The 26,020-nt window shown below is 63.9% G+C and carries 20 protein-coding genes; 9 read left to right on the forward strand and 11 right to left on the reverse strand.

The window, feature by feature from the left end; genetic code table 11:
- Positions 1-44 precede the first annotated feature (44 nt).
- From ECTHA_RS0101515 to ECTHA_RS0101540, 6 genes are all read right to left on the reverse strand, one after another.
- Positions 45-236 carry a hypothetical protein gene (locus ECTHA_RS0101515; RefSeq protein WP_025281407.1) on the reverse strand — a complete coding sequence of 64 codons (192 nt, stop codon included), beginning with the start codon at positions 234-236 and terminating at the stop codon, positions 45-47.
- Positions 237-238: 2 nt separating this feature from the next.
- Positions 239-1,918, reverse strand: a complete 1,680-nt coding sequence (gene cydC / locus ECTHA_RS16530; protein ID WP_025281408.1) for a thiol reductant ABC exporter subunit CydC — start codon at positions 1,916-1,918, stop codon at positions 239-241.
- Positions 1,915-3,642, reverse strand: a complete 1,728-nt coding sequence (gene cydD, locus ECTHA_RS0101525) for a thiol reductant ABC exporter subunit CydD (protein ID WP_338042734.1) — start codon at positions 3,640-3,642, stop codon at positions 1,915-1,917. The genes cydC and cydD overlap by 4 nt, the downstream gene beginning before the upstream one ends.
- Positions 3,639-4,643 carry a cytochrome d ubiquinol oxidase subunit II gene (gene cydB, locus ECTHA_RS0101530; protein ID WP_025281410.1) on the reverse strand — a complete coding sequence of 335 codons (1,005 nt, stop codon included), beginning with the start codon at positions 4,641-4,643 and terminating at the stop codon, positions 3,639-3,641. The genes cydD and cydB overlap by 4 nt, the downstream gene beginning before the upstream one ends.
- Before the next feature lie 6 nt (positions 4,644-4,649).
- A complete protein-coding gene (locus ECTHA_RS0101535) occupies positions 4,650-6,047 on the reverse strand; it encodes a cytochrome ubiquinol oxidase subunit I (RefSeq protein WP_025281411.1) in 1,398 nt (465 codons plus the stop codon).
- A 200-nt stretch (positions 6,048-6,247) separates the two neighbouring features.
- Positions 6,248-6,967 carry a hypothetical protein gene (locus ECTHA_RS0101540; protein ID WP_035368915.1) on the reverse strand — a complete coding sequence of 240 codons (720 nt, stop codon included), beginning with the start codon at positions 6,965-6,967 and terminating at the stop codon, positions 6,248-6,250.
- 269 nt (positions 6,968-7,236) lie between these two features.
- On the opposite strand from ECTHA_RS0101540, the gene fabI reads away from it, so the two are divergent.
- The 3 genes from fabI to ECTHA_RS0101555 are packed head-to-tail and all read left to right on the forward strand — an operon-like array spanning position 7,237 to position 10,621.
- Entirely contained in the window at positions 7,237-8,013 is a 777-nt protein-coding gene (gene fabI / locus ECTHA_RS0101545; protein WP_025281412.1) for an enoyl-ACP reductase FabI, read from the forward strand.
- 5 nt (positions 8,014-8,018) lie between these two features.
- Positions 8,019-9,428 carry a bifunctional enoyl-CoA hydratase/phosphate acetyltransferase gene (locus ECTHA_RS0101550; protein ID WP_025281413.1) on the forward strand — a complete coding sequence of 470 codons (1,410 nt, stop codon included), beginning with the start codon at positions 8,019-8,021 and terminating at the stop codon, positions 9,426-9,428.
- Positions 9,425-10,621: an acetate/propionate family kinase gene (locus ECTHA_RS0101555; protein ID WP_025281414.1), complete on the forward strand. Its 1,197-nt coding sequence runs from the start codon at positions 9,425-9,427 to the stop codon at positions 10,619-10,621. The genes ECTHA_RS0101550 and ECTHA_RS0101555 overlap by 4 nt, the downstream gene beginning before the upstream one ends.
- A gap of 94 nt (positions 10,622-10,715) precedes the next feature.
- On the opposite strand, the gene ECTHA_RS0101560 is transcribed toward ECTHA_RS0101555, so the two are convergent.
- A complete protein-coding gene (locus ECTHA_RS0101560) occupies positions 10,716-10,922 on the reverse strand; it encodes a dodecin family protein (protein ID WP_025281415.1) in 207 nt (68 codons plus the stop codon).
- A 248-nt stretch (positions 10,923-11,170) separates the two neighbouring features.
- On the opposite strand from ECTHA_RS0101560, the gene thiD reads away from it, so the two are divergent.
- The 3 genes from thiD to ECTHA_RS16540 all read left to right on the forward strand — a co-directional run bounded on the left by thiD (position 11,171) and on the right by ECTHA_RS16540 (position 15,901).
- Positions 11,171-11,986, forward strand: a complete 816-nt coding sequence (thiD, locus tag ECTHA_RS0101565; RefSeq protein ID WP_025281416.1) for a bifunctional hydroxymethylpyrimidine kinase/phosphomethylpyrimidine kinase — start codon at positions 11,171-11,173, stop codon at positions 11,984-11,986.
- 268 nt (positions 11,987-12,254) lie between these two features.
- A complete protein-coding gene (locus ECTHA_RS16535; RefSeq protein ID WP_025281417.1) occupies positions 12,255-14,681 on the forward strand; it encodes a DEAD/DEAH box helicase in 2,427 nt (808 codons plus the stop codon).
- Positions 14,678-15,901, forward strand: coding sequence for a ribonuclease H-like domain-containing protein (locus ECTHA_RS16540; RefSeq protein ID WP_051582531.1), 1,224 nt, complete (start codon positions 14,678-14,680; stop codon positions 15,899-15,901). The genes ECTHA_RS16535 and ECTHA_RS16540 overlap by 4 nt, the downstream gene beginning before the upstream one ends.
- 202 nt (positions 15,902-16,103) lie before the next feature.
- Here the strand turns inward: ECTHA_RS16540 and ECTHA_RS0101580 are convergent, their stop codons facing one another.
- On the reverse strand, positions 16,104-19,232 hold the full coding sequence (locus tag ECTHA_RS0101580; RefSeq protein WP_025281418.1) for an error-prone DNA polymerase: 3,129 nt from the start codon (positions 19,230-19,232) through the stop codon (positions 16,104-16,106).
- 157 nt (positions 19,233-19,389) lie between these two features.
- Between ECTHA_RS0101580 and ECTHA_RS0101585 the strand changes: the two genes are divergently transcribed.
- Positions 19,390-19,959, forward strand: coding sequence for an NAD(P)H-dependent oxidoreductase (locus tag ECTHA_RS0101585; protein WP_203225332.1), 570 nt, complete (start codon positions 19,390-19,392; stop codon positions 19,957-19,959).
- Positions 19,946-20,431, forward strand: coding sequence for a hypothetical protein (locus ECTHA_RS0101590; RefSeq protein WP_025281420.1), 486 nt, complete (start codon positions 19,946-19,948; stop codon positions 20,429-20,431). Before ECTHA_RS0101585 ends, ECTHA_RS0101590 begins: the two co-directional genes overlap by 14 nt.
- Before the next feature lie 115 nt (positions 20,432-20,546).
- On the opposite strand, the gene ECTHA_RS0101595 is transcribed toward ECTHA_RS0101590, so the two are convergent.
- Entirely contained in the window at positions 20,547-20,930 is a 384-nt protein-coding gene (locus tag ECTHA_RS0101595) for a phasin family protein (protein ID WP_025281694.1), read from the reverse strand.
- A 297-nt stretch (positions 20,931-21,227) separates the two neighbouring features.
- On the opposite strand from ECTHA_RS0101595, the gene ECTHA_RS16545 reads away from it, so the two are divergent.
- Complete coding sequence (locus ECTHA_RS16545) at positions 21,228-21,938, forward strand: DJ-1/PfpI family protein (protein ID WP_025281695.1); 711 nt, start codon at positions 21,228-21,230, stop codon at positions 21,936-21,938.
- Between the two features lie 45 nt (positions 21,939-21,983).
- Here ECTHA_RS16545 and ECTHA_RS16550 read toward each other — a convergent pair whose 3' ends face one another.
- Together ECTHA_RS16550 and ECTHA_RS0101610 are read right to left on the reverse strand one after the other, a co-directional pair.
- Complete coding sequence (locus ECTHA_RS16550; protein ID WP_025281696.1) at positions 21,984-23,435, reverse strand: Y-family DNA polymerase; 1,452 nt, start codon at positions 23,433-23,435, stop codon at positions 21,984-21,986.
- A 243-nt stretch (positions 23,436-23,678) separates the two neighbouring features.
- Entirely contained in the window at positions 23,679-26,003 is a 2,325-nt protein-coding gene (locus tag ECTHA_RS0101610) for an NADP-dependent malic enzyme (RefSeq protein WP_025281697.1), read from the reverse strand.
- Positions 26,004-26,020 lie beyond the last annotated feature (17 nt).

The following is a 26,020-nucleotide window of genomic DNA, read 5'->3' on the forward strand; positions in this document are numbered from 1 at the left end:
GGCACGCAAACCATCGTGAAAGGACATTCACGACGGCAGAGTGTTCAGGGGCGTGAAAGCTTCCGGCGCCGATCCTCGTCTGCCTTCTCCCTCAGGGCCCGGGCAGTGTTCTTCTCCGGATCGCTGAAGACAAAGCGTCCGGCGAGCACGCAGCCCTTCATGCCTGGCTCACAGGGGCGATCGTCCAGATGGCCGCACAGGCCCTTGCTTTCATGCGGGCAACCCCATCCACCCATGATCAACTCCTCGGTTGCTGCGCCTGAAGCTGTCCCCGTTCCAGCCGGTAATGGCGATCCGCCATGGGGGCAGTGGCTTCCTCGTGGGCGATCACCAGTGCGGCCCGCTGGGCCAGCCAGGGGGCCATGCGTTCCCGAAGGCGGATAATGGTGGCCGGGTCCAGACCCCGAAAGGGCTCATCCAGGATCACCAGCGGCGGATCCCTCAGGATCAGCCGGGCCAGCGCCAGACGACGGGCCTGCCCTCCGGACAGCAGTGCCCCACCTTCACCCACCTGGGTGTCCAGACCCTGGCCCAGAGTCTGGACAAAGTCGTCCAGGCCGGCAATGAACAGCGCCTGATGCAATTGCTCTTCAGTGGCCTCGGGGCGGGCCAGGCGCAGATTATTGGCCATGGTGTCCGCAAACAGCACGGTCTCCTGGGTGAGGGCTCCCAGTTGGCTGTAGAGGTCCTGATAGCTCATGTCCTGCACCGGCACGCCGGCCACGCGGGCCTCACCCTCCTGAGGCGCCACCAGGCGCAGGGCCACACTGAGGATGCTGGTCTTGCCGGCGCCGGAGGCCCCGGTGATCAGGACCGTCTCACCCGTGTTCACGTCCAGATCGATTCCCTGCAGCACCGGTGGCCCCTGTTCACCGTAGCGCAGCACCACCTGACGAAGTTGCAACCCTTCGCAAGAAGCTGGAGCAACCGGTGTTTTGGGTTCCTCCAGGGCAGGGCGAGTATTGGCCACATCCAGCAGGCGGCGGGCTGCGCTGCGGATCTGGCCCACGCGTTGATAGGCCCCGGGTAGCATGCCCAGGGCTTCGGAAAGCCCCAGTGTGGCGAGAATGACCAGCACCACGATGGGTGCGCCGGCCTGTCCTGTGGCCAACCAGCCGATCCCCAGCCATAGGGCCAGCCACACGGCCGCCAGACCCGCCAGCATCGCCAGGGCATCCCCCAGGGCACCCCAGCGCGCCAGCCCACCCTCGGCATGGGCACGGTCAGATTCGGCCGATTCCAGTGCGCGCCGATGACGACCCAGGGCGCCGAACACCCGCAGCTCCGCCAGGCCCTGAACGCCCTCCACCGCCAGCTCACGCACGCGGGCGGCGGCCCGGGTGCGGCGCTCCCCGGCAGCCCGCCCCAGGGCCAGGGCCAGGGCCGGCAACACCAGGCCTGCAAAGGCCAGCAGGGCAATCACCCAGAGGGCGCTGAACGGGGCCAGCAGGCCGAACAATACTGCGCCCCCCAGCAGGGCCAGCACGGCTGTGAGAGTGGGTGTGATCACCCGCAGGAAGAGGCCGTCCAGGGTGTCGATGTCACCCACCAGTCGCTGCAGCAGATCAGCCGAGCGAAAACGGGCCAGGGTGCCCGGATCCAGAGGCGCCAGGCGACGGAAGATCCAGCTGCGCAGGTCGGCCAGATGGCGCAACACCGCCTCGTGGTTCACCAGACGCTCGGCATAGCGCCCCAGGGTGCGGGTAATGGCCAGGGCACGAATGCCGCCGGCGGGCCTGTAGACATCCAGCCCCAGAATGAGCCCGGCACCGGCCAGGGCCGATGCGGTGATGAACCAGCCGGAAAGGGCCAGCAGGCCCGTGGAGGCTGCCACCGTCAGTACAGCCAGCAGACCGCCAGCGGCAAACCAGGGCAGACGGGGCAGGGAGAGCTTGAGGAATGGCCAGAGGTCCTTCATGCGTGATGCCCCGTATCCTGTACCACCTGACCGTCCTGAATGGTGATGACCCGGTTGGCCCACTCCAGCACCCGGGGATGATGACTGGCAATGAGCAGGGTGGCGCCGGTGGTGGCCGAGCGCTCCAGGGCCTTGAGGATCTGCTCCTCGGTGTCGGGATCCAGGCCCGCCGTGGGTTCGTCCAGCAGCCACAGCGGGGCCTGCTTGAGGGCCGCGCGAGCCAGTGCCACCCGCTGGGCCTGGCCGCCTGACAGACCATATCCCCGTTCACCCAAGGGGGTATCCAGCCCCTGGGGGAGCTGGCTGGCAAACGACAGCACACCGGCATCCCGGGCAGCCGATCTGACGGCCTCATCCGAGGCCTGGGGTTCGCCCATGCGGATATTATCGGCCAGGCTGCCTGCGAAGACATGGGGACGCTGTCCCATCCAGGCTGCCTGGCGCACCGGATCCGGCTCAGCCCCATCCACCGCCACCTTCCCCCGATCCGGGCGAATGAATCCCGCCAGCAGATGCAGTACGGTAGATTTTCCGGCACCGCTGGGGCCGCACAGGGCCACGCGCTCGCCGGGCTCGATGGTCAGACTCACACCCTGCAGCGCCTGGCGTTGCCCATCCTCGAAACTCACGTGCACGTTATCCAGGCGAACACGCACGCCGCTCCCGCTGGAGGGGTGAGGCACGGGAGGCGGGGAGGGCAGCTGCGGCGCCTCGCGGCGCAGCAGCGGCATCAACACCTGGGCGGCTCCCAGCGCCGCAGCACGATCATGATAGTGCTGCGCCAGTTGCCGCAGGGGCTGGAAGAAGTCCGGGGCCATGAGCAGGATGAACAGGCCCGAGAAGAGGGTGAGTTCCGGAGCCGGGCCCCAGGTGAGATACCCGATCAGGCCAAAACCCACGTACATGGCCACCAGGGCAATGGCGACGGCGCTGAAGAACTCCAGCACCGCAGAGGACAGAAAGGCCACGCGCAGCACCTTCATGGTGCTGGCTCGATAGCCTTCGGCGGCCTCGGCCACGTCCGCCGCGGCGCGCTCCTGGGCATTGAGCAGGCGCAGGGTGGTCAGGCCCTGCAGGCGATCCAGGAAATGCCCGCCCAGTCGGGCGACGGTTTCCTGTTGGCTGCGACTGACCTGCGCTGCCCCCATGCCCAGCAAGGCCATGAAGAAGGGAATCAGCGGGGCCGCAAACAGAAGAATCAGAGCGGCCAGCCAGTCCTGGGTGAGCGCGGCGATGGAGATGCCGATGGGCACGAGGGCCGCCACCATCATTTGCGGCAGATAACGCCCGTAATAGCCGGACAACCCCTCCACCTGTTCCACGATGGCTGAGGAGAGGGTGCCACTGTGGCGATCGGCGAGCCGCACCGGCCCCAGGGTGGCCAGATGCTGGAATATGCGATCCCTGAGGCGCCCCTGGATGCGCAGCGCCGCCTCCTGACCCGTGGCCTCCCGCACCCACCCCAGCACCACGCGCAGCAACATCACGCCGGCCAGCCAGGCGAACGGCACGGCCAGTTCCGACGGGCCCTGACCATGGCTGATGGCGCGATCCAGCAGCCATGCGATCAGCCCCGCCTGCGGAATGATGAGCAGGCCGGAGAGCACGCCGGCACCGGTGGCCAGCCCCAGAAGGGGCCGGACCGGAGCGATGTGCTCATTGAGCCACTGGCGTGCTTCCCGGTTGGGGATTTCCGGGGTCGTATTGTCGGCGGGAGAGGTCAGTGGTAACCCTCACCGACACGCACCTTGCCCCTGAACACCCAGTAGGTCCAGGCGGTGTAGGCGAGGATGATGGGGACCACGAACAGGATACCAACCAAGGTGAACAACTGGGCATCCGGCGAAGAAGAGGCATCCCAGAAGGTATGCTCCGGCGGCACGGCGTAAGGCCACATGCTGATCAGCAGACCCGCATAGGCCAGCACGAACAGCACCAGGGTGGCCACAAACGGCGTCCCCTCGTTGCGCTGGGTCAGGCCGCGCCACAACCACAGGCCGGCCAGTACGGAGAGGGTGGGGAAGACCCAAAGCACCGTGGCGTTTTCCAGCCAGCGCTCCAGGATGTGGGGGTGGGCCACCGCCGTCCACAGGCTGACGATGACATAGACCGCCAGCACCGCTCCCAGCATCCAGCGGGCCATCCTGTAGGCCCAGTCCTGCAGATCGCCTTCGGTCTTCATGATCAGCCAAGTGGCGCCCAGCAGGGTGTAACCCGCCACCAGGCCCAGACCGGTCATCACGGTGAAGGGGGTCAACCAGTCCAGTGGCCCGCCCACGTAGGAGAAGCCTTCCACCTCAAAGCCCTGGATATACGCCCCTACCACGGCCCCTTGAGCGAAGGAGGCCACCAAAGAGCCCAGGAAGAACGACCAGTTCCAGGGGCCCCGCTTGCCGGGAGCCGACTTGAAGCGGAACTCAAAGGCGACACCGCGGAAGATCAACCCTGCCAGGAGCAGAAACACGCCGATGTAGAGTGCCGGCAGGAACACCGCATAAATCAGGGGGAAGGCGGCCAGCAGGCCGGCGCCCCCGAGGATCAGCCAGGTTTCATTGCCATCCCAGACCGGCGCGACGGAATTCATCATCACATCGCGATGATCCTCGTTGCGAGCGAAGGGGTAGAGGATGCCCACCCCCAGGTCGAATCCGTCCATAAGCACGTACATGAACACCCCGAAGCCGATGATGGCCACCCAGATCAGTGTGAGATCGATCAGTTCCATGACGGCTTACCTCGCGGGCTGGGTAATGGATTCATCGGCCGCGGAGAAAGGCCGTTTGGGATGGGCGCCGGGCACGGGATGATCACCCTGGGCCTCGTCGGGACCCTTGCGGATGATGCGCACCAGAAAGGTGACGCCGGCGATGAACACCACGGCGTAGACGGCGATGAAGCCGATCAGGCTGAACAGGGCCATGCCTCCGGTCAGGGAGGGGGTGAGACCCTCTTCGACCCGCATCAGGCCATAGGACAGCCAGGGCTGACGGCCCACCTCGGTGACGAACCAACCCGCCAGCACCGCGACGAACGGCAATGGGATCATGAAGCTGAGCAGGCGCAGGAAGCGAGGCGAGTGCTCCAGACGGCCCCGCCAGGTCAGCCAGGCGCCCCAAAGGGCCATCACGATCATGAGCAGACCGATACCGACCATGATCCTGAAACTCCAGAACACGATGGGGACGTTGGGGCGATCCTCGGGCGCCCATTCCTTGAGCCCTTCGACGCGGCCATCCCATTCATGCGTGAGGATCAGGCTTGCCAGCTTGGGAATGCCCACCTCCATGAAGTTGCGTTCCTGAGACTGACTGGGGATCGCGAACAGCAGCAGCGGTGCCCCGTCCGTGGTTTCCCACACCCCTTCCATGGCGGCCACCTTGGCCGGTTGATGTTCCAGGGTATTCAGGCCATGCACATCCCCCACCAGCAACTGGGCGGGTGCTGCCAGGGCCAGCATGATCAGGCACATCTGCAGGGCCTTTTTGGAGGCCAGCGGCGTCTTGCCCTTGAGCAGATACCAGGCCGAGACGGCCGCCACCACAAAGCCGCCCGTGAGGAACGAGGCCAGTGCCACGTGGAAGAAGCGAGGCCAGAAGGAGGGGTTGAAGATGGCCTCACCCCAGGAGGTGAGATGGAAGATGCCATCCCGCAACTCCACGCCTGCCGGGGTTTGCATCCAGCTGTTGGCAGAGAGGATCCAGAACGAGGAGATGAAGGTGCCAAGGGCCACCATGCAGGCGGCGAACAGGTGGGTGCCACGGGGCACCTTGTCGCGGCCAAAGAGCAGGACACCCAGGAACACCGCCTCCAGGAAGAAGGCCGTCACCACCTCATAGGCCAGCACGGGCCCCAGGAAGTTGGCGCTGGCGTAGGAGAAAACGCTCCAGTTGGTGCCGAACTGGAAGGACATGACGATGCCCGAGACCACGCCCATGCCGAAGACCACGGCAAAGACCTTGGTCCAGAAACGGGAGAGCTGTTCGTAGGCCGGATTACCGGTCTTGTAGAGCAACCCCTCGAGCAGGGCGATGTAGGAGGCCAGCCCAATGGTGAATACCGGAAAGATGGCGTGGAATGAAACGACGAACGCGAACTGAATGCGCGATAAGAGAAGCGGATCAAGCTCCATGGAGGCAGGACTCCCGTGTCGTGGTGGACTTTAGACTCATTCTGCGCCTTCTTCCCGGAATACCCTATGATTTTGGTCAATCACCAACCCGCGAATTTCAGCCCCTTGATCCAGGGCCCAGGACCGGTGCCCCGGAATTGTACCCCCCCGCGTCGTTCACTCAACCCCCTTTGCCAAACCGGTGCCTCGAAGAGAGATGTTCAATCCCCGCCAGGCGGCCCCATCACCCCCGAGGATCGCAGACAGCCATGGAAAGCCACTGCCGAGGTGCCACTGGACTGACGGTCCCAGCAGTTGACAATCTCATCGAAACAGGCCTCCACCTCATCGGAGTGACCGCAATGGAAGGCGGCGGCTTCGGAGAGTGAATCCACCGTGTCGTGGGTGACCGTCATGGGGCCCTCGGTAATCATCCAGTGCAGGGCCTGACGGGCCCCCTCCAGGGAAAAGGTCATGCTCTGGATGTCGCCGAAGGCATCTTCCACCTTCAGGTGTACCTCACGCCCCTCCATCAGGGCCTGCATCAGCGGGGGAATCTCGTTCCCCTGGCGTGGCTCCCAGAGTGCCCACTCCACCGACTCGCCCTGTCGCCCCTCATCGCCCGCAGGTTGCTGGTCCTCGTCAATATGGGTCGAGACTACCCGGGAGCGTCCTTCGGAAGCCACGCGAGCCTCCACGCAACAGGTCTTCTCCGCAGAGGGATTGCCTGAGCGGATCAGGATGGCGGCCTTGAGCGGCCCATTGCGGGCCTGACCGATGGCGAAGGCATGCCCATCTTCACTGCGGGTGTACGCCAGCAGCGTCAATCCCCCCCCATCAGGCTCGCTGTAGCTGATCCACCAGTCCTGAAAGCGCTCGGCGGCGTTCAGGGGCATGGCCAGGCCCAGCAGGATAACGGCAACCCACAAGCGATGACGCATGATTCGTAACCCTCGAAGCCTGGTGAAAAAAATGTCAAGTCCATGGGATCAGCAATTATTGATCGTTGTCAAGCTCACGCTTGGTGCAGGGCCGTGAGCAAGGCCCATTTCATATATCCGTCATGTTCACCTGTTAATTTTCGCTGCAATGCAGCATATACTAGGGGGTAATGAGTTGGCGGGTACTCGCGGTCACGGCCCTCGAGGCCCAGCCGCCCGACCCGCCTCGCTCTTCACCTACATTCGCCCAACCCAATCGGAGGTGGCATATGGCTGCCCATCCTTTTTCCCTTGAAGGAAAAACCGGCATCGTCACCGGGCTCGCTAACGCTGACAGCATCGCTTACGGCTGTGCCAAGGCCATGCACGAAGCCGGCGCGGAGATGATCGTCACATACGGTTCTCCCAAAGCCGAGAAACACATCACCCCCCTGGGTCCTGACATGGGCAACCCCCAGCTCATGCTCTGTGACGTTCAGGATGAATCCCAGGTGGAAGCCCTGTTCGCCCAGGCCCGTGAGCGCTGGGGCAAGCTGGATTTCCTGATCCACTCCATGGCCTTCGCCACCCGGGACGATCTGCACGGTCGTGTGGTGGACTGCTCCCGCGAGGGTTTTGGTATGGCCATGGATGTCTCCTGTCATTCCTTCATGCGGCTTGCCAGACAGGCCGAACCCTTGATGAAGGAGGGTGGCACCCTGATCACCATGTCCTACTACGGGGCTGAAAAGGTGGTGGAAAACTACAACCTGATGGGGCCCGTGAAGGCCGCGCTGGAAGCTTCGGTGCGCTATATGGCCGATGAGCTGGGCCCGGCGGGTATTCGCGTGCATGCCATCTCACCCGGCCCGATCCGCACCCGCGCGGCATCGGGTATCAAGGATTTTGAAAATCTGGCACAAACGGCCGAGCAGCGCTCACCCCTGCGCCGCCTGGTGTCCATCGAAGATGTGGGTCGTACGGCCGTCTTCCTGACCTCGGAAGCGGGACATTCACTCACCGGCGGCACCACCTATGTGGATGCCGGTGACCACGTGAAGGCCTGAAGATCATGGACAAGAGAGTGGAACAAGACTTTATCGAAAACCGAACCTTTGATGAGATTCAGGTGGGAGACTCGGCGACCATCGAACGCCGTCTCACCATGGATGACATCAAGCTGTTCGCCATCATGTCGGGCGACGTCAATCCAGCCCATGTGGACGAGGACTTCGCCAAGAGCACCCGATTCCAGGAAATCATCGCCCACGGGATGTGGGGCGGCGCCCTGATCTCCACGGTACTGGGCACGGAGCTCCCGGGGCCCGGCACCATCTATCTGGGCCAGACCCTGCGCTTCAAGGCCCCGGTGGGCTTGGGCGACGTGCTGCGCGTGCATGTGAAGGTGCTGGAGAAGGATCCCGGCAAGAACGGCATCAAGTTCGACTGCCGCTGCACCAACCAGGACGATCGGGATGTCATCGTGGGCGTGGCCGACGTGCTGGCCCCGACGGAGAAGATCCGTCGCCCACGCACGATCATGCCCCGGGTTCGCATGGCCGAACGGGCTCGACTGCATGAACTGCTTCACGCCGCCACACACCCGGAACCGGTGAGCATGGCGGTCGTGCATCCTGTGGATACCCAGTCCATCCTGGGCGCCTATGAGTCGGCCCGGGCGGGGTTGATCCATCCGGTGCTCATCGGCCCGGAAGACCGGATTCGAGCAGCCGCTGACGAAGCCGAGGTGGACATCTCCGATTTCGAGCTGGTACCCGTGCGTCACAGCCATGCCGCAGCGGAGGAAGCTGTCAGCCTCACCCGCAGCGGCCGGATCGAGTCCATCATGAAGGGCTCGTTACACACCGATGAGCTGCTGCGGGCCGTGCTGGCCCGGGAGTCGGGTCTGCGCACCGAGCGGCGCATCAGCCATGTCATGGCCTTTGATGTGCCCACCTATCCGCGGCCACTGTTCATCACCGATGCGGCCATCAATATCTACCCCAGCCTGGCCGACAAGATGGACATCGTCCAGAACGCCATTGATCTGGCCCATGCCGTGGGTAATGAGGATCCGAAGGTGGCCATCCTCTCCGCGCTGGAAACGGTCAATCCCAAGATCCAGTCCACCCTGGAGGCGGCCGCCCTGTGCAAGATGGCAGAGCGTGGGCAGATCACCGGGGGCACGCTGGATGGCCCGTTGGCCTTCGATAATGCCGTGTCGGAAGCCGCAGCGAAGACCAAGAATATCGTTTCGCCAGTGGCCGGCAAGGCCGATATCCTGCTGGCACCCGACCTGGAAGCTGCCAACATGCTCATGAAGCAGCTCACCTATCTGGCGGATGCCACCGGTGCCGGCATCGTGCTGGGTGCACGCGTACCCATCGTGCTCACCAGCCGGGCAGATGATGCCATCACCCGTATGGCCTCCTGTGCACTGGCCTTGCTGGCGGCGGATTACCAGAAGAAGAAGGGGAGATGATGGCGGATATCCTGGTCATCAACAGCGGTTCCTCGAGCATCAAGTTCGCCCTGTTCGCCCGGCAGGGCGGGCAGGGGCTCGAGGGCTTTGCCGCCCGTTTCCGGGGACAGTTTTCCGGCCTGGGTGACCAGCCGCACTTTGTCGCCAAGGATGCGCAGGGACAAACGTTGCTGGATGAGCACCCGCAGGGGCAGGACGGGGACCGCTTCGATCATGCAGCGGCCCTGAAGTGCCTCCTGGACTGGGTGGATGATCATTCCGACGTGGACGACATCGCCGCCATCGGCCATCGGGTGGTCCACGGGGGGCGCACCTATCGCCAACCGGCTCGCCTGAATGCCGAAACCGTCCGGGATCTGGAAACACTGATCCCGCTGGCACCGTTGCATCAGCCCCACTGCCTGGCACCAGTGAGCCTCTTGTCCGAGCTGCGGCCGAATGTGCCGCAGGTGGCCTGTTTCGATACCAGCTTTCACACCACCCAGCCTCGTGTGGCCCAGGCCTTCGCCCTGCCGCGGCATCTCACCGAGGCGGGCCTGGTCCGTTACGGATTCCACGGCCTTTCCTATGACTACATCAGTCGCGCCCTGGCCCGGCACGTACCCACCCCGGAAACCGGGCGTGTGGTCGTGGCCCACCTGGGTAACGGCGCCAGTCTGTGCGCCATGCACAACGGCGTGAGCGTGGCATCCACCATGGGGTTTACCGCCCTGGACGGGCTGCCCATGGGCACCCGCTGCGGCAATATCGACCCCGGCCTGGTCCTGCATCTGCTCAGCCACGAGAACATGACCCCGGATGAGGTGAGCCGGGTGCTGTACAAGGAATCCGGCTTGCTGGGCGTCTCGGGTATCAGCAGCGACATGCGTGTGCTACTGGACAGTGAAGAGCCCTCGGCGCGTGAGGCGGTGGATCTGTTCGTCTACCGGATCGTGCGTGAGATCGGCAGCCTGGCCTCCGCCCTGGGTGGTCTGGATCACCTGGTGTTCACCGCAGGCATCGGTGAGCGCGCCTCCCCGGTGCGTTCGGAAGTGATTCGTGGCTGCCAGTGGCTCGGGCTGGAGGTGGACGAGGCCCGTAATCTGGACCACGGCCCCCGCATCAGCACCGGGGCAAGCCGGGCCGCTGCCTGGGTGATCCCCACTGACGAGGAGCGCATGATCGCCTGGCACACGGCCCAGTGCTGCGACTGAAAGGAGCATTCACCCCCGGGTCCCGGCAAGAGTGCCGCGACCCGGAAGTCGGGCGGGGGATGACGAGCCCACGCCACCAGGCAGGCTGAACAGGCTAGCTGTCGTACTTGAAGGATACGTTCAGCCTGGCCCGGTAGGCAGCGATATTGCCCTGGTCATCCAGCTTGATGTCCAGCTTGTTCACTTCCACGATACGAAGCTCCCGCAGGCTGGAACGCGCCTTGGCCACCGCCTGCTGGGCCGCGTCCTCCCAGGATTTTTCGCTGGTCCCGACAAGCTCTATCACCTTGTAAACGCTCATTATTATCTCCTCATCTCCTGAATGAATCCCTTGTGGTGGCGATGACCTTATTCCTTTAAAGTGGGCGGCCTTTCAAGACCGCTCCCCCTTTGTTATAGACGACCGATCAGGGATTGTCAGGGCACCTCTCCACTGCCAGGGCTGTCATCTATAATCGTGATCCCCACGCGCTGATCACTCTGGAAGTGCTCGGCAGAGCCTGATTTTGAACCCATTCGAACCATGCATCGTTATCGAGGACCATCACTTTGGATCGTTTTGGCAACGCAAGGGTACTGGTGGTGGCCGGCTCCGACTCGGGGGGTGGCGCTGGCATCCAGGCGGATATCAAGACCATCATGGCCCTGGGGGGGCATGCCAGTACCGCCATCACTGCCCTGACCGCCCAGAACACCCTGGGGGTGCACGGCGTGCATGCCGTCCCCGTGGACTTCGTCCGCGAACAGATGCGGGTGGTGCTTGAGGACATCGGCGCGGACTGCATCAAGACCGGAATGCTGCAAGACCGGGCGGTCATCGATGCTGTGGTGGCCGAACTGGAGGCCCGAGCAGCACATGTGAATGTGGTAGTGGACCCGGTGATGGTGGCCAAGAGCGGGGATCAGTTGATCAGTGATGACGCCGTGAGCCATCTGCGGTCGGTGCTGCTGCCCCGGGCGAAGGTGCTCACGCCCAATCTGCCCGAGGCAGAGGTGTTGCTGGGCCGGTCGATCAGCGGGGTGGAGGCCATGCGGGAAGCGGCCATGGCATTGCGGGCACTGGGGCCCGAGCATGTACTGCTCAAGGGTGGACACCAACAGGGTGAGATGATCAACGATTGCCTAGCCTCGGCCGAGGGGGTGGAAGTGTTCACCAGCACCCGTCTGGACACCCGATGCAACAATGGTACGGGCTGCACCCTGGCCAGCGCCGTGGCTGCCGGCCTGGCCCACGGGCTCACCGTCCGCGAGGCCGTGTTGCAGGCGCAAAAATACCTGTTCAAGGCCCTGCGCTCGGCCCGCCGCCTGGGGGAGGGCGCCGGGCCGGTGAACCATGGTTTCAATTCTGGATATAGTCAGTTATGACGTAAACCTTGAAATAACTTCATATACGTACCTCGCTGAATCAAAGGATTGGATCCCCGACTTCAACCATGACCTGAACTGTCGTCCCTGAGTGTGACTTTTCATCAGCTTAGCGCCATCATTGCCGGGCAACCGCAGGAGTGCCACGTGGAACAGCTCCCGGGCGCTGCTGGAAACGCCCGGTAAAGAAACCATGCGGGCCGCCAGAGCCTGGCAGATGGTTCATCATCATATGGCATTATATACAGCCTCTGATTAAACTCAGTCCATGGCCCGCCCCCGCTCCCAGCACTCGCCGGCATCCTTTGCCTCAGACACCCCGACGACGGATGCCGCCGACCCGGTGCTGCGTCTGGCCGGACAACTGCGCAGACGTTACAAAGGGTGCATTACCGGTGAACTGATCCTGCCGGCCCAGCCCGGGCAATACGCCCCCATCCCTGACGAGCTGGACCCTCGCCTGAAAAAGGCCCTGGAGGCCCGGGGCATCACACGGCTCTACACTCACCAGGCCGAGGCCTGGCAACGTGTCCGGGCTGGTGAGCACCTGGTGCTGGTCACGCCCACCGCCTCGGGCAAGAGCCTGTGCTTTCACCTGCCGGTGATGCAGGCGGTGCTGGAGCGGGGCGTCAAGGCCCTGTATCTGTTTCCCACCAAGGCCCTGTCCCAGGACCAGGTGGCTGAGGTCCAGGCCCTGAACGAAGGGGGCAATCTGGGCATCCGCGCCTTCACCTTCGATGGCGACACGCCCGGTGATGCCCGCAAGGCGGTGCGTACCCGGGGGGATATCGTCGTCTCCAACCCGGACATGCTGCACCAGGGCATCCTGCCTCATCACACCAAGTGGGCGCAGTTCTTCGAGAACCTGGAATATGTGGTCATCGACGAGACCCATACCTATCGGGGTGTCTTTGGTGCCCACGTGGCCAACCTCATGCGGCGCCTGCAACGGGTCTGCCGCTTTTATGGGGTGCGCCCCCGTTTCATCATGGCCTCGGCCACCATCGCCAACCCGGGGGAACTGGCCACACGCCTGATCGGCGAGGCGGTGAGCACCGTGGATCAAAGCGGCGCGCCGCGAGGCGAACGTCACCTGCTGCTATGGAACCCGCCGGTGATCAATCCGGATCTGGGTATCCGGGCCTCGAGCCGTTCCCAGAGCACCCGCATCGCTCGATTGGCCACACGCATGGGCCTGAAGAACATCGTCTTCGCCCGTTCCCGGTTGATGGTGGAGGTGCTCACCAAGTACCTCAAGGATGTCTTCGACAAGGACCCGCGACGCCCACCCCGGGTGACCGCCTACCGTGGCGGCTACCTGCCCACCCAGCGCCGTGCCACCGAGAAGGATCTGCGGGCGGGCCGGGTGGACTGCGTCATCAGCACCTCGGCCCTGGAACTTGGCGTGGATATCGGCAGCCTGGATGTGTGCGTGCTCAACGGCTACCCGGGCACCATCGCCGGTTCCTGGCAGCGCCTGGGCAGGGCGGGCCGGCGTCAGCGCCCGGCCCTGGGGGTGCTGGTGGCCGGCAGCGATCCACTGGATCAGTTCATCGTGCGCAATCCGGAGTTCTTCCTGGGCGCCGGGCCGGAGCATGCACGCATCGACCCGGATCAGTTGCTGATCCTGCTGGACCACGTGCGCTGCGCCGCCTTTGAACTGCCGTTTCGCCAGGGTGAGCATTTCGGCGATGAGCCGCTGGAGGAACTGCTGGGCTATCTGGAAGAGGAGGGCGTGCTGCACCGGGAGGGGGATCAGTGGTACTGGAGTGCCGACAGCTACCCGGCCAACAGTGTCAGCCTGAGATCCGTGGCCGAGGACAACTTCGTGGTGGTGGACACCACCGGCGGCGGCAAGCGGATCATCGCCGAGGTGGACTTTTCCGCCGCCCCCATGACCCTGTACGAGGGCGCCATCTACATGGTGCAGGCCAGTCCCTATCAGGTGGAACGACTGGACTGGGTGGGGCGCAAGGCCTTTGTGCAGGAGACCCGGGTGGACTACTACACCGACGCCATCGACTACACCCGGCTGAAGATCCTGGATGACTTCGACCGCGCCCGTCACCCGGAATCCACCTGCGCCCATGGTGAGGTACACGTGGTGCGACGGATTCCAGGTTACAAGAAGATTCGCTACTACACCCATGAAAATATTGGCTTTGGTGAAATCAATCTCCCGGATCAGGAGATGCACACCACCGCAGCCTGGTGGGAACTGGCACCCCAGACCCTGGAGGCCCGCTTCGACTCCCGCCAGGAGGCGCTGGATGGATTCCTGGGGGCCGCCTATGCCATGCACCATGTGGCAGTCCTGCGCATGATGTCGGAGCCCCGGGATCTGGGCCGTGCCGTGGGCGATGGTGATGCCCGGTGGTTTGCCACCGTGGGTAGTCACGGCCGCGGCCAGATCCGCGACGAGCAGGGCGCGGAGAAATCACCGGATGCCCAGGGCCGTTTCCGACCCGCAGTGTTCCTCTACGACAATTTCCCCGGTGGGGTCGGCCTGTCGGCGCCACTGTTTGATCAACGCGTGGCGGTGGTCCACGACGCCCTGGGGTTGGTGGGCCAATGTGAATGCACCCACGGCTGCCCGGCCTGCATCGGTCCCATCCTTGCCTCCGACGAGACCCGGGGCTATTCCCCCAAGGCCGCGGCGTTACGGGTACTCGGCCTCTTCGGCGAAGCGCCGTGAACCTGCGCCAGCGCCTGGATCGGCTCAAGGGGCATGGCGCCGGGACGCCGGCCCGGGAACGGGAGCCTGAGGGCAGGGCCTCGGTGGCCGAGCGTGTGCGACGGTTGCGGCCCCGCCGCGAGGGCCATCGTCCGGTACAGGTGGATGCGGACCAGTCCCTGGCCGATCGCCTGGGTGCCGAACTGCTGGAACCGGGCGTGCTGGGGTGTTCCCAATACCTGCCGCTGGAGAACACCCACGGTCGCTTCCCCCTATCAACCCTGCTGGGTGAACAGGTCCATCTGCCCGAGGCCCAGGGATGGGAGCCGCACGGCCTGGTCTTTCTGGACACCGAGACCACCGGCCTGGCCGGCGGCACCGGCACCGCCGTGTTCATGCTGGGCCTGGCCCGGCTGGAGGGCCATCAGTTGCATGTACGCCAGTTCATGTTGACCCGCTTTGCCGGCGAGGCGGGCATGCTGCGCCAGGCCGCCGACTTCCTGGCCGGGGCTCATACCGTGGTCACCTACAACGGCAAGCGTTTTGACCTGCCGCTGCTGCTCACCCGGGTCCGCCTGGCAGGCCTGGATGATCCTTTTTCGCGGCTTGGGCACCTGGATCTGCTGTACCCGGTGCGGCGGCTGTTCCGGCAGCGCTGGCCGGACTGTCGCCTGATCACGGCAGAGCAACGCCTGCTGGGCTTCGGGCGTCTCCATGACCTGCCGGGAGCAGAGGCGCCGCTGGCCTGGATGGACTATCTGCGCTACGGGGATGCCCGGCGCCTGCCGGGGGTACTCACCCATAACCGCTGGGACCTGGTCTCCCTGGCGGCCCTGTGCCCGGCCCTGGATCAGGCCCACGGCACGCCGGATGCCTTTGGGGCCGACCCGGTGGCGGTGGCCAAGGGTCACCTCAAGGCCGGACTGCGGGGCCGGGCACTGGAGGTGTTGCACCAGGATCGCGCGGCGCTGGATGAAAAGGGTCTTTTGCTCATGGCGGACCTGCTGCGCCGGGAGGGACGCGACGCGGAGGCCCTGCATCTCTGGGATGCACTGTCCGCGCGGGGTTGCGTGACGGCCCTGGAGGCCCTGGCCAAGTACCATGAGCATGTGCGTCGCGACCTGCGCACGGCTCTGGACTGTGCACGCCGCCTCCCCCCGGGCGAAGCGCATCAGCGGCGCCGGGAGCGTCTGATGAACAAACTGGCCCTGCGCGCCGGCCGACGCTCGGAAGACCCTTAAAGTGAAAGCACCCAGGTTCAGCTACGGAAGCTTCCTTCTCCCCCATGGGGGAGAATGTATGGGGATGATGGGGTGGGGGGGGCACTGTGCCGGCCCTCGCCCCTCACCCCAACCCCTCTCCCCTGAGGGGAGAGGGGCTTTTCACTTTCATCATCGGGGGTGCCTCACCTGCCGTGATGCATGAGAGTTAAGGGTTTTCCCCTCAACAGAAGTCCCGGGAATCAGTCGGCAAGGCCCCCAGCCAGGCGCTGCGATCCGTCAGATGCCGGGCCACCAGATGACAGACCCCATCCTCCCGCTGCCACTCCCCCCGCACCTCCAACAGGCGTCCTTGCAGCACCTCTGCCCGGAAACGGGTCACCAGAGCTGGCCAGACGATGATGTTCACCGTGCCTGTCTCGTCCTCCAGGGTGAGAAACACGGTACCACTGGCGGATGAGGGGTGCTGGCGGGTGATGACCAGCCCCACATAGCGCACCTGGCGACGGTGGGGCTGGGCCCGCAGGGACCGGGCCGTGGCCGGGCCCAGCGTCGCCAGCCGCTCCCGCAGCAGCGCCAGGGGATGACGCCCCAGGGACAGGCCCTGACTGGCATAATCCGCCACCAGATCCTCACCTTCGCTGGGTACACGCAACAGGGGGTCCGCCTCCCGCACGCAGGCATCTGCCAACAGTGGCAGGGGCGTTTCCGTGGCCAGGGCCTCCCATCGGGCACGATGCCGGTGGCCACTCAGGGATGCCAGGGCACCGGCGGCCGCCAGAGTGTCCATGTCCTTGCGATGGAGCTGTGCACGTTGGGACAAGTCGGTCGCTGCCACGAAGGCACGCGCCCGGCGCGCGTCCACAATGCGATCAGCAGTAGCTCGGGAAAGCCCACGAATCAGGCGCAAACCCAGGCGCAGGGCAGGCTGGGTGATGTCCTCGGCACCATGCCCTGCCTCGTCGTCCAAAGGCAAAAGGGTGCAATCCCAGTCACTGGCACACACATCCACCGGCAACACCTGCACCCCGTGCCGACGGGCATCCTGGATCAACTGCGAAGGCCCGTAGAACCCCATGGGCTGGCTGTTGAGCAAGGCCGCAGTAAACGCCGCCGGTTCATGGCATTTGAGCCAGGCAGACACATAGGCGATCAAGGCAAAGCTGGCGGCGTGGGATTCGGGAAAACCATATTCGCCAAACCCCAGGATCTGCTGGTAGATCTGCCGGGCAAAGTCCGGATCGTAACCGCGCGCCGCCATGCCCTCCAGCAACCGCTCCCGAAAGCGATCCAGCGTGCCCTTGCGCCGCCAGGCGCCGATGGCGCGACGCAACCCGTCGGCCTCGCCGGCGCTGAACCCGGCCGCCACCATGGCCAGCTTGATCACCTGCTCCTGGAACAGGGGCACCCCCAGGGTACGTTCCAGCACCTGTCGAACCTGGGGGCTGGGGTAGGTCACCGGTTCCAGACCCTGTCGACGGCGCAGATAGGGGTGCACCATCTCGCCCTGGATGGGACCGGGCCGGACGATGGCCACTTCGATGACCAGGTCATAAAAACAGGCGGGCCTGAGGCGCGGCAGCATGCTCATCTGCGCCCGGGACTCGATCTGGAACACCCCCACCGTGTCGGCCTGCTGGATCATGCGGTACACCGCCGGGTCCTCGCGGGGCACGGTGGCCAGGTTCAACTGCTCTCCCCGGTAGGCCTGGATGAGATCGAAACTGCGCCGGACCGCCGAGAGCATCCCCAGGGCCAGGACATCGATCTTGAGCAGACCCACGGCGTCCAGGTCATCCTTGTCCCACTGGATGATGGTGCGATCCTCCATGGCGGCATTTTCCAGGGGCACCAGATGGGACAGGGGCCCCCGGGAGATCACAAAGCCGCCCACATGCTGGGACAGATGCCTGGGAAAACCGCGGATCTGCCCCACCAGGGTCAGCAGACGGCGCATGACGGCGCTGTGGGGGTCCAGGCCTGCCTCACGCACCCGGTCCTCATCCACTCCCGATTCCCACCAGGCCATGTTGGCGGCCAGCCGATCCACCTGTGCCTGGGCAAGGCCCAGGGCCTTGCCCAGATCCCGGATGGCGCTGCGACGTCGATAGGTGATCACGGTGGCCGCCAGGGCAGCACGGTCGCGGCCATAGCGGGTGTAGATGTACTGGATCACCTCCTCGCGCCGCTCGTGTTCGAAATCCACATCGATATCCGGGGGCTCGTTGCGCTCCCGGGAGATGAAGCGTTCGAACAGCATCTCCGAATGGGCGGGATCCACCGAGGTGATCCCCAGGCAGAAGCACACGGCGGAATTGGCCGCGGAGCCTCTTCCCTGGCACAGGATCCCGCGCCCCCGGGCGAAACGGACAATGTCGTGCACGGTGAGAAAATAGGGCTCATAGCCCATGTCCCGGATGACACCCAGCTCGTGATCCACCAGGTGACACACCCTGGCCGGCGCCCCTTCCGGCCAGTGACGGGTCATGCCGTCTTCCACCAGCCTTCTGAGGTACCGATCCGGCGAAAGATCCTTCGGCACGTCGTCCAGGGGATATTCATATCGCAGCATATCCAGGGAGAATCGACAGCGCCGGGCAATCTCCACGGTGCGCTCCAGCCAGGAGCGCGGATAGAGTCCGGTCAGGGCCTGTCGGCTGCGCAGATGGCGCTCGCCATTGGGAAACAGGGCCTCTCCCACCTGCGCCAGGGGCCGACCCAGGCGGATGGCAGTCAGGGCATCCTGCAGGGCCCGACGCCCCCGTACATGCATGTGCACATCACCGGTGGCCACCAGGGGCAGGCCGGTCTCCCGGGACAGGGCCTCCAGGGCCTCGCGCCGACGCCGATCCTGCCCATCCCGGTGCAGGGAAGCAGCTATCCAGGCACGCCCGGGAAAATGCGCATGCAGCCAATCTGCCGTGCCCCGGATATCGCCTTCTTCGGATGGGTCCAAGGGCAGGAGAGGCACCCACAGGGCCAGCAACCCCTGGGCATGGGAGGCCACATCCGGCCGATGGAGTTGATAGGTCCCCTTGTGAGCCCGCCGACGCCCCCGGGTGATCAGTGTGGAGAGGTTTTCATAACCGATCCGCGTGGCGGCCAGGAGGATCAGGGTGAACCGGCAGCCCACTTCCAGCTGACTCCCCATGATGAGTTGTATTCCCTGTTCCCCGGCTGCGACGTGGGCACGCACCACCCCGGCCAGAGAGGCGATATCCGTGAGCGCCAGGGCCTCATAGCCCAGATCGGCAGCACGGGCCACCAGTTCCTCCGGATGCGAGGCACCCCTGAGGAAACTGAAGTTGGACAGGCACTGGAGTTCGGCATACGGCGCGAGACATGGGGACATGAACGATTCACGGACAGGATGCACCTTGAGCAGGCAGGAGATCGGCAAGAAAATACTGTTCATATTAACAGCATTTACCATTGGTAGAGGTGTTGAGAACCACCCCATCTCCAATCTGCTAATCTTCAGCGACACGGCAACCAGGGGCATGGCTCAGGTGAAACACATCACGTTGATCCAGGGGCATCCGGATCCGCAAGGCGGGCACTTTTGCCACGTCCTGGCTGATGCCTACCTTCGGGGCGCCGCACAATCAGGGCATGCGATACAGGTCATCGACGTGGCACAATTGGAATTCCCACTCCTGCGTAGCCGGGCAGAATTTCACGGTGGTCCGGTTCCCGATGATATCGCCCAGGCCCAGAGCGCCCTGGCCGGGGCCGAACACCTGGTGTTCATTTATCCGATCTGGATGGGTACCATGCCCGCGTTACTCAAGGGGTTTCTTGAGCAGGCCTTCCGTCCCGGGTTTGCCGTCAATGAGCTGGGCAAGGGGGTACTCAAGGGCAAATCCGCCCGGATCGTGGTCACCATGGCCATGCCGGCCCTGATCTACCGCTGGTATTACCGGGCACACGGATTGAGAAGCTTTGAACACAATATTCTCGGCTTTGCGGGCATCGGCCCCATGCGCGAGAACCTGATTGGGATGGTTGAGGGGATGAATGATGCGGCAAGACAAAAATGGGTTCACAAGATGGAGAAACAAGGGCGTGCAGGTTGCTGAAAAAAAGTCACTTCACCGATTCAAGTCACTGTGGTTACTGGGTCTGGTACTGATCCTGGGGGCCTGTGATCGACACGAGGAGGATACCCGCCACCATGGTGTATGGGACGTGGATAACTTCTCCGCACCGGACACCGCCGAAATGTCTGCGGAAGCGGCCGAAAGCATCCTGGGCAGTCGCGGTGTTTATTCAAAGCACATTGCCCGTTTCGAAGACATGCAGTGCCTCAAGCCCCGCTACGAGCATCAGTCCCTGGATGCCGAGACATTCATGGAGGAGTTCGGGGTGGAGCCAGGCCAGGTCGGTCTGGCGGATGACGACATCACCCGCATTGAGATCACCTGTTATGACAATCCACTGGAGCGGGGCAGTACGCTGTTCGTCAAGGATGAGGATACGCTGATGACCGTCTGGGAAGGGGTGTTCTTCCAGATGCATCGCAGCAGTGGCAGCCCGGTGCCGGCACGCTAGCGCACCGGATGTTTCATCGGGACAAAAAAACGCCCCCACCCGGAAGACCCGAGTGGGGGCGTTTTTTTTGCCGATGCCCCTGGTAGGGGCGTCGGATTACTCAGCCTTCCGAAGTTCAGGCGCTCTTGCGAGCGGCGCTCTTCTTGGCAGCGTCCAGGTTGGAGACGGTGGCAACACTCTCTTCACCCAGCTTCTGCACTTCTTCGGCGTAGCCGCGCTGCAGTTCGACCAGCTCGGTGGTGTCCTTGGCAACCTTTTCGCTCAGGGACTTGGCGGCTTCGCTTTGAGCGCTCACATAGGCCTGAAGGCTCTGCGAATCGCTGACGGTCTGCATGGCACGCATCTGCTCAATGGCTACTTCGGAGTAGCTGCGGAACATGCTGATCTGGTAGTCCACCAGCTTGGCCATATGGTCAAGGGTGACGTTGTTGAACTTGCGTGCCGGAGCCGCCAGCTTGTCAAACTGCTCTTGGGCACTGACAAAGATATCGTTGTACATGGCAAATCTCCTGTCTTTCTGTGGTTAAGGCAGGTGAATTCCTGACCTTGTTGCGATGCAGCATAGCGCAGATTTTTGTGCAGTGCAACAACCCAATTCACTGCGCGGAGGGTGGTTCATTCAGGTCAGCGATATCTCCGAGGACCCCCAGAGTCATGATTTCCTTGAAAATTAAGCGGGAAAGGCACCGAAATAGAAGCCAAAACCTGCCTGGATGTAGTAGATTCAACGAAAATTTTTTCGTTCTTGTCCGGGCCTGGATCCGTTCTGGCGCGGGCAGCGTCAAGGAATCTACTGATGAGCGACAAAGGTAACCGCAGCACACTTGTCGGCATCCTGGTCTTCGACCAGGTAGAAGTTCTGGACTTTGCCGGCCCCTTCGAGGTGTTCTCCACCACGCGCCTGGACGAGGCTCGAAGGGCCGAAACCGATTCCCCCTTCGATATCCGCCTGATCGCCGAGCACAAGCAGGTGGTCACGACGACCGGGGGCATGATGGTGGTGCCTCATCATGATTTCGAGGACTGCCCGGACCTGGACATCCTGGTGGTTCCCGGCGGACGGGGGGCACGGCGGGAGATCAGCAACATCCGGCTGATGGAATGGTTGCGGCAACAGTCCGATGGACTGTCCCTGCTGGCCGGAGTATGCACCGGTTCCATGTTGCTGGGGCAGGCGGGCCTGCTGGAGGGGCTGCGCGCCACCACACACTGGCGTTCGCTGGACTGGATGCGGGAGTATTTCCCGGATGTCATGGTGGTGGAGGATGAGTTCGTGGTGGATGCCGGCTCGGTGATCACCTCCGCGGGCATCTCTGCCGGCATCGACATGGCCCTGCAACTGGTGTTGCGTTTCCACGGCCAGGAGGTGGCCCGTGCCGCCGCCCGCTACATGGAATACCCCTTCCCGGAGAACAGCCGCCTCAGGATGGTGCAGGACATCAAGGATGCGGCCGACCGGTCACAGCAGATTCAGGACGCCCATCATCAGGATGATTCCCCCCGTTGAGGCGTCGTTCCGTTGAGGCGTCGTTGGCCGCGCTTGTGTGGCGCTTCAACCAAACAACCCCTGTAGATACCATATCCCGTCCGGGTTGCGCAGATCCCGATACAGCCAGAGGCTCTGTCCGGCGGGCGTGGAAGCACGCACATAGTCCCGCCTGACATCCCCGTCATCCCACCAGCCCGACTCGATGCGCTCATCCGTCTCCACAGGGGTTATAGGGCAGGGGGGTGCCATGGGGGGATCCAGTAACCAGACGGGACGCGCCCCCGTGGATGGGTGCACCTGGCCGCCATGGCCCTCCTCGCCAATGCCCATCTTCATGGAATACCAGGCCCGTTCAGGACGATGATCCGCCACGCAGGCCAACCTCTTGACCGCATCCTCGCCCAGACGGGCCCGCAGACGTTCCAGTAGTTGTCGCAGGTCTGCCTGCTGTTCAGCCCCGGTGGTGAACAGGGTCTGGCCCTGATGGTGAGCCAACCGCGACAGATCCTGTGCCGACACGGTCAGGGCTGTGACCGTGGCCTCAAGGACAGTACGCTCCAACACCTCCCGGCAGACCTCCAACAGGTGTTCTGCATCCCGGCTGGGAGCCAACAGCCCCACCTGCAGCGGCGTGGAGGCCCTCCGGTGATGATGCAATGCCACCCGCAGACGGCCCACGCCCAGACCCCGTCCCCGCAACCAGCCAGCCAGCATCTGCAGCAACGACTCCAGGATCGGGAGCAGAGGGTGATGCCCGTCCATCTCGAAGGGCAGATGCCGGGTGTGCTCAAAGCGGGCCGGTGGATTGAACCGGGGAAGGGGGTCTGGCGACCATCCACGCAGTCGATCCAGTTCCCGCAAGAGCTCCGGCCCCAGACGCCGGGCCAGGCCATCACGGGGCAGCCGGAGCAGATCTCCCAGTGTGCGCACCCCCAATCCTCTCAATCTTTCCTGGCGTTTGGGGTCATCTTCAAGGGTTTCCAGCGGGGCCTTCCGAAGCAGACGCAGCAGGGCATCGCCATCCGTGACCGTTGTCCCCGGTGCCCATCGCGCCAGCAGGCGGGCAGCGGAGGGGCAGGGGGCGATCCCTGCTCGCACCTGAAAATCCAGGGGGCCGAGCGCCTCCAGGATCCGCCCCCGCAGGGCCTCCACACCCCCGAACAGACGCAGGCTGCGCCCGATCTCCAACAGGATCAACGGCTCACCCGGCGGCTGATGCACATGGTCGGTGAATTGCAGCCCCCAACCCGCCAGCGTTTCCAGGGCCTGCTGCTCTGCAAAGAGATGACGGGGCAGGGTGATCAATTCCCGGCACAGGGGCAGGGCGGCCGCCAGGGACATCAAAGGATGGATGCCGCGTTGCCGGGCACGACGATTGGCGGCATGGACCCACTGCTGCCTGCCTTTCTCCTCGATGATGACCAGAGGATCGGCCACGGCCTCTCCCGACTGGTGGATCAGGTCCAGGCAGAGATGAGGGAAATACAGGGCCAGCCAGAGATCCGGGCGAGGCACCGTTGGAGCCTCTGGTCTGGATGAAGAGGCTTCAGGCCCGGGAGCCCCCCCGGGGCCATCGCCGGCGCGCACCGGGGATGCGGTTCGCAACCGGCCAGGCGGCGCAGGCGGGATGCCCGGCAACACAAGTTGGCCCTGTTGGGGAGTGGGCATGGGGAAGCCTCAAATACTGTTCATCCATATAGTATAGACGCACCCATCAGACCGGCACCACCACCCGGATGACTCAACCGCCCGGCGATCCTAGCCGGTTCGCTGTGGCGTGATGTCGTAGCGCCGCTCGCCCTCGCGTTTTTCATACTGGTTGGCGTCCACCACCGCCAGGGCCGTCATGTTCACCAGACGACGCACCGAGGCCGTTTCGGTGAGGATATGCACCGGACGGGCGGCGCCGAGCAGGATCGGGCCCACGCTGACACCCTCGCCACTGGAGGCCTTGAGCAGATTGAAGGCAATGTTGGCGGCATCGATATTGGGCATCACCAGCAGATTGGCCTCACCCTTGAGGCGACAGTGCTGGAACAGACGATTGCGGATCTCTTCCTTGAGGGCAGCATCGGCATGCATCTCTCCATCCACCTCCAGGTTGGGATCCATACGCTCCAGGATATCCCGGGCCCGACTCATCTTGCGGGCGGTTTCCGATTCCACACTGCCAAAATTGGAGTGGGAGACCAGGGCCACCTTGGGCGTGAGCCCGAAATTGCGCACTTCTTCGGCGGCCATCAGGGTGATCTCTGCCAGGGTCTGGGCATCCGGGTTCTCGTTGACGTACGTATCGCAGATGAACAGGGTGCGATGGGGCAGCATCAACAGGTTCATGGTGGCAAAAGTGCGCACCTCCGGGGCCAGGCCGATCACATCGCTGACATGCTTGAGATGGTAGGCGTGCTGACCCACCATGCCGCAGATCATGGCGTCTGCCTCCCCATTGCGGACCAGCATGCTGCCGATCAGGGTGTTGTTGCTGCGGATGCGGTGCTTGGCCACATCCGGCGTGACCCCGCGACGCCCCATGATGCTGTGATAATCCGACCAGAAGTCCCGGAAGCGGGGATCGGAATCCGGGTTGATCAGCTCGAAATCCTTGCCCGGCGTCAGTTGCAGGCCAATGCGCTCGATGCGTGACTGAATCACCTCGGGGCGGCCGATGACCACCGGATGCGCCAGTCCCTCCTCGAGCACCGTCTGCACGGCACGCAGCACCCGCTCGTCCTCACCCTCGGGATAAATCACCCGACGCGGCGCCGCCTTGGCGGCGGCAAACACCGGCTTCATGACGAAACCGGACTGATAGACGAAGTTGTTGAGATGATCCCGATAGGTCCACAACTCCTCGATGGGCGCCGTGGCCACCCCCGAATCCATGGCGGCCTTGGCCACCATGGGGGCAATCTTGACGATCAAGCGGGGGTCAAAGGGTTTGGGGATCAGATAGGAAGGCCCGAATCGAAGGCCTTCATCCCCATAGGCCTTGGCCACCACTTCGGAAGGTTCGGCCCGGGCCAGTTCCGCCAGGGCCTTGACTGCCGCCACCTTCATCTCATCGGTGATGGTACGGGCGCCCACATCCAGAGCCCCCCGGAAGATGAAGGGGAAACACAGAACATTGTTCACCTGGTTGGGATAGTCGGAACGCCCCGTGGCCATCACGGCATCCTGACGCACCTCCAGCACCTCCTCGGGGAGGATCTCCGGATCCGGGTTGGCCAGGGCCATGATCAGCGGGTTGGGCGCCATTCGCGCCACCATGTCCTTCTTGAGCACACCGCCCGCAGAGAGCCCCAGGAAGATATCGGCACCTTCCATGACCTCGCCCAGTGAGCGGGCATCCGTGGCCTGGGCAAAGCGTTGCTTGATAGTATCCATTTCCTCAGGGCGGCCCTTGTAGAGCACCCCATGGATGTCCGTAACCCAGATGTTATCCAGGGGCAGCCCCAGGGTGACCAGCAGATCCAGGCAGGCGAGGGCCGCAGCCCCGGCCCCGGAGGTCACCAGTTTGACGTTGCTCAGATCCTTGCCTGAGAGCTGCATGGCATTGAGCACCGCCGCGGCCACGACGATGGCCGTGCCATGCTGGTCATCGTGAAACACCGGAATGTTCATCCGCTCGCGCAGCCGGCTTTCGATGTAGAAACACTCCGGCGCCTTGATATCCTCGAGATTGATACCTCCAAAGGTGGGCTCCATGGCAGCGATGATGTCCACCAGCTTGTCTGGGTTGTTCTCGTTCAACTCGATGTCGAACACATCGATATTGGCAAACTTCTTGAACAGTACCGCCTTGCCTTCCATCACAGGCTTGGCGGCCAGAGGCCCCACGGCCCCCAGACCCAGCACCGCAGTGCCATTGGTCACCACGCCCACCAGATTCGCCCGTGCGGTCAGCCTGCCGGCCTCGCTGGGGTCTGCGGCAATGGCCCTGGAGGCAGCTGCCACGCCGGGGGAATAGGCGAGGGCCAGATCCCGCTGGTTGGTCAGCCCCTTGGTGGGCACCACTGAGATCTTTCCGGGGGTAGGAAGGAGGTGGTAATCAAGTGCAGCCTGGTCGAGCGAAGTCTTATCCATGGTTCCCTTGGGTCTCC

Origin of the sequence: Ectothiorhodospira haloalkaliphila ATCC 51935 (assembly GCF_000633935.1) — a bacterium.
GTDB classification, from domain to species: domain Bacteria; phylum Pseudomonadota; class Gammaproteobacteria; order Ectothiorhodospirales; family Ectothiorhodospiraceae; genus Ectothiorhodospira; species Ectothiorhodospira haloalkaliphila.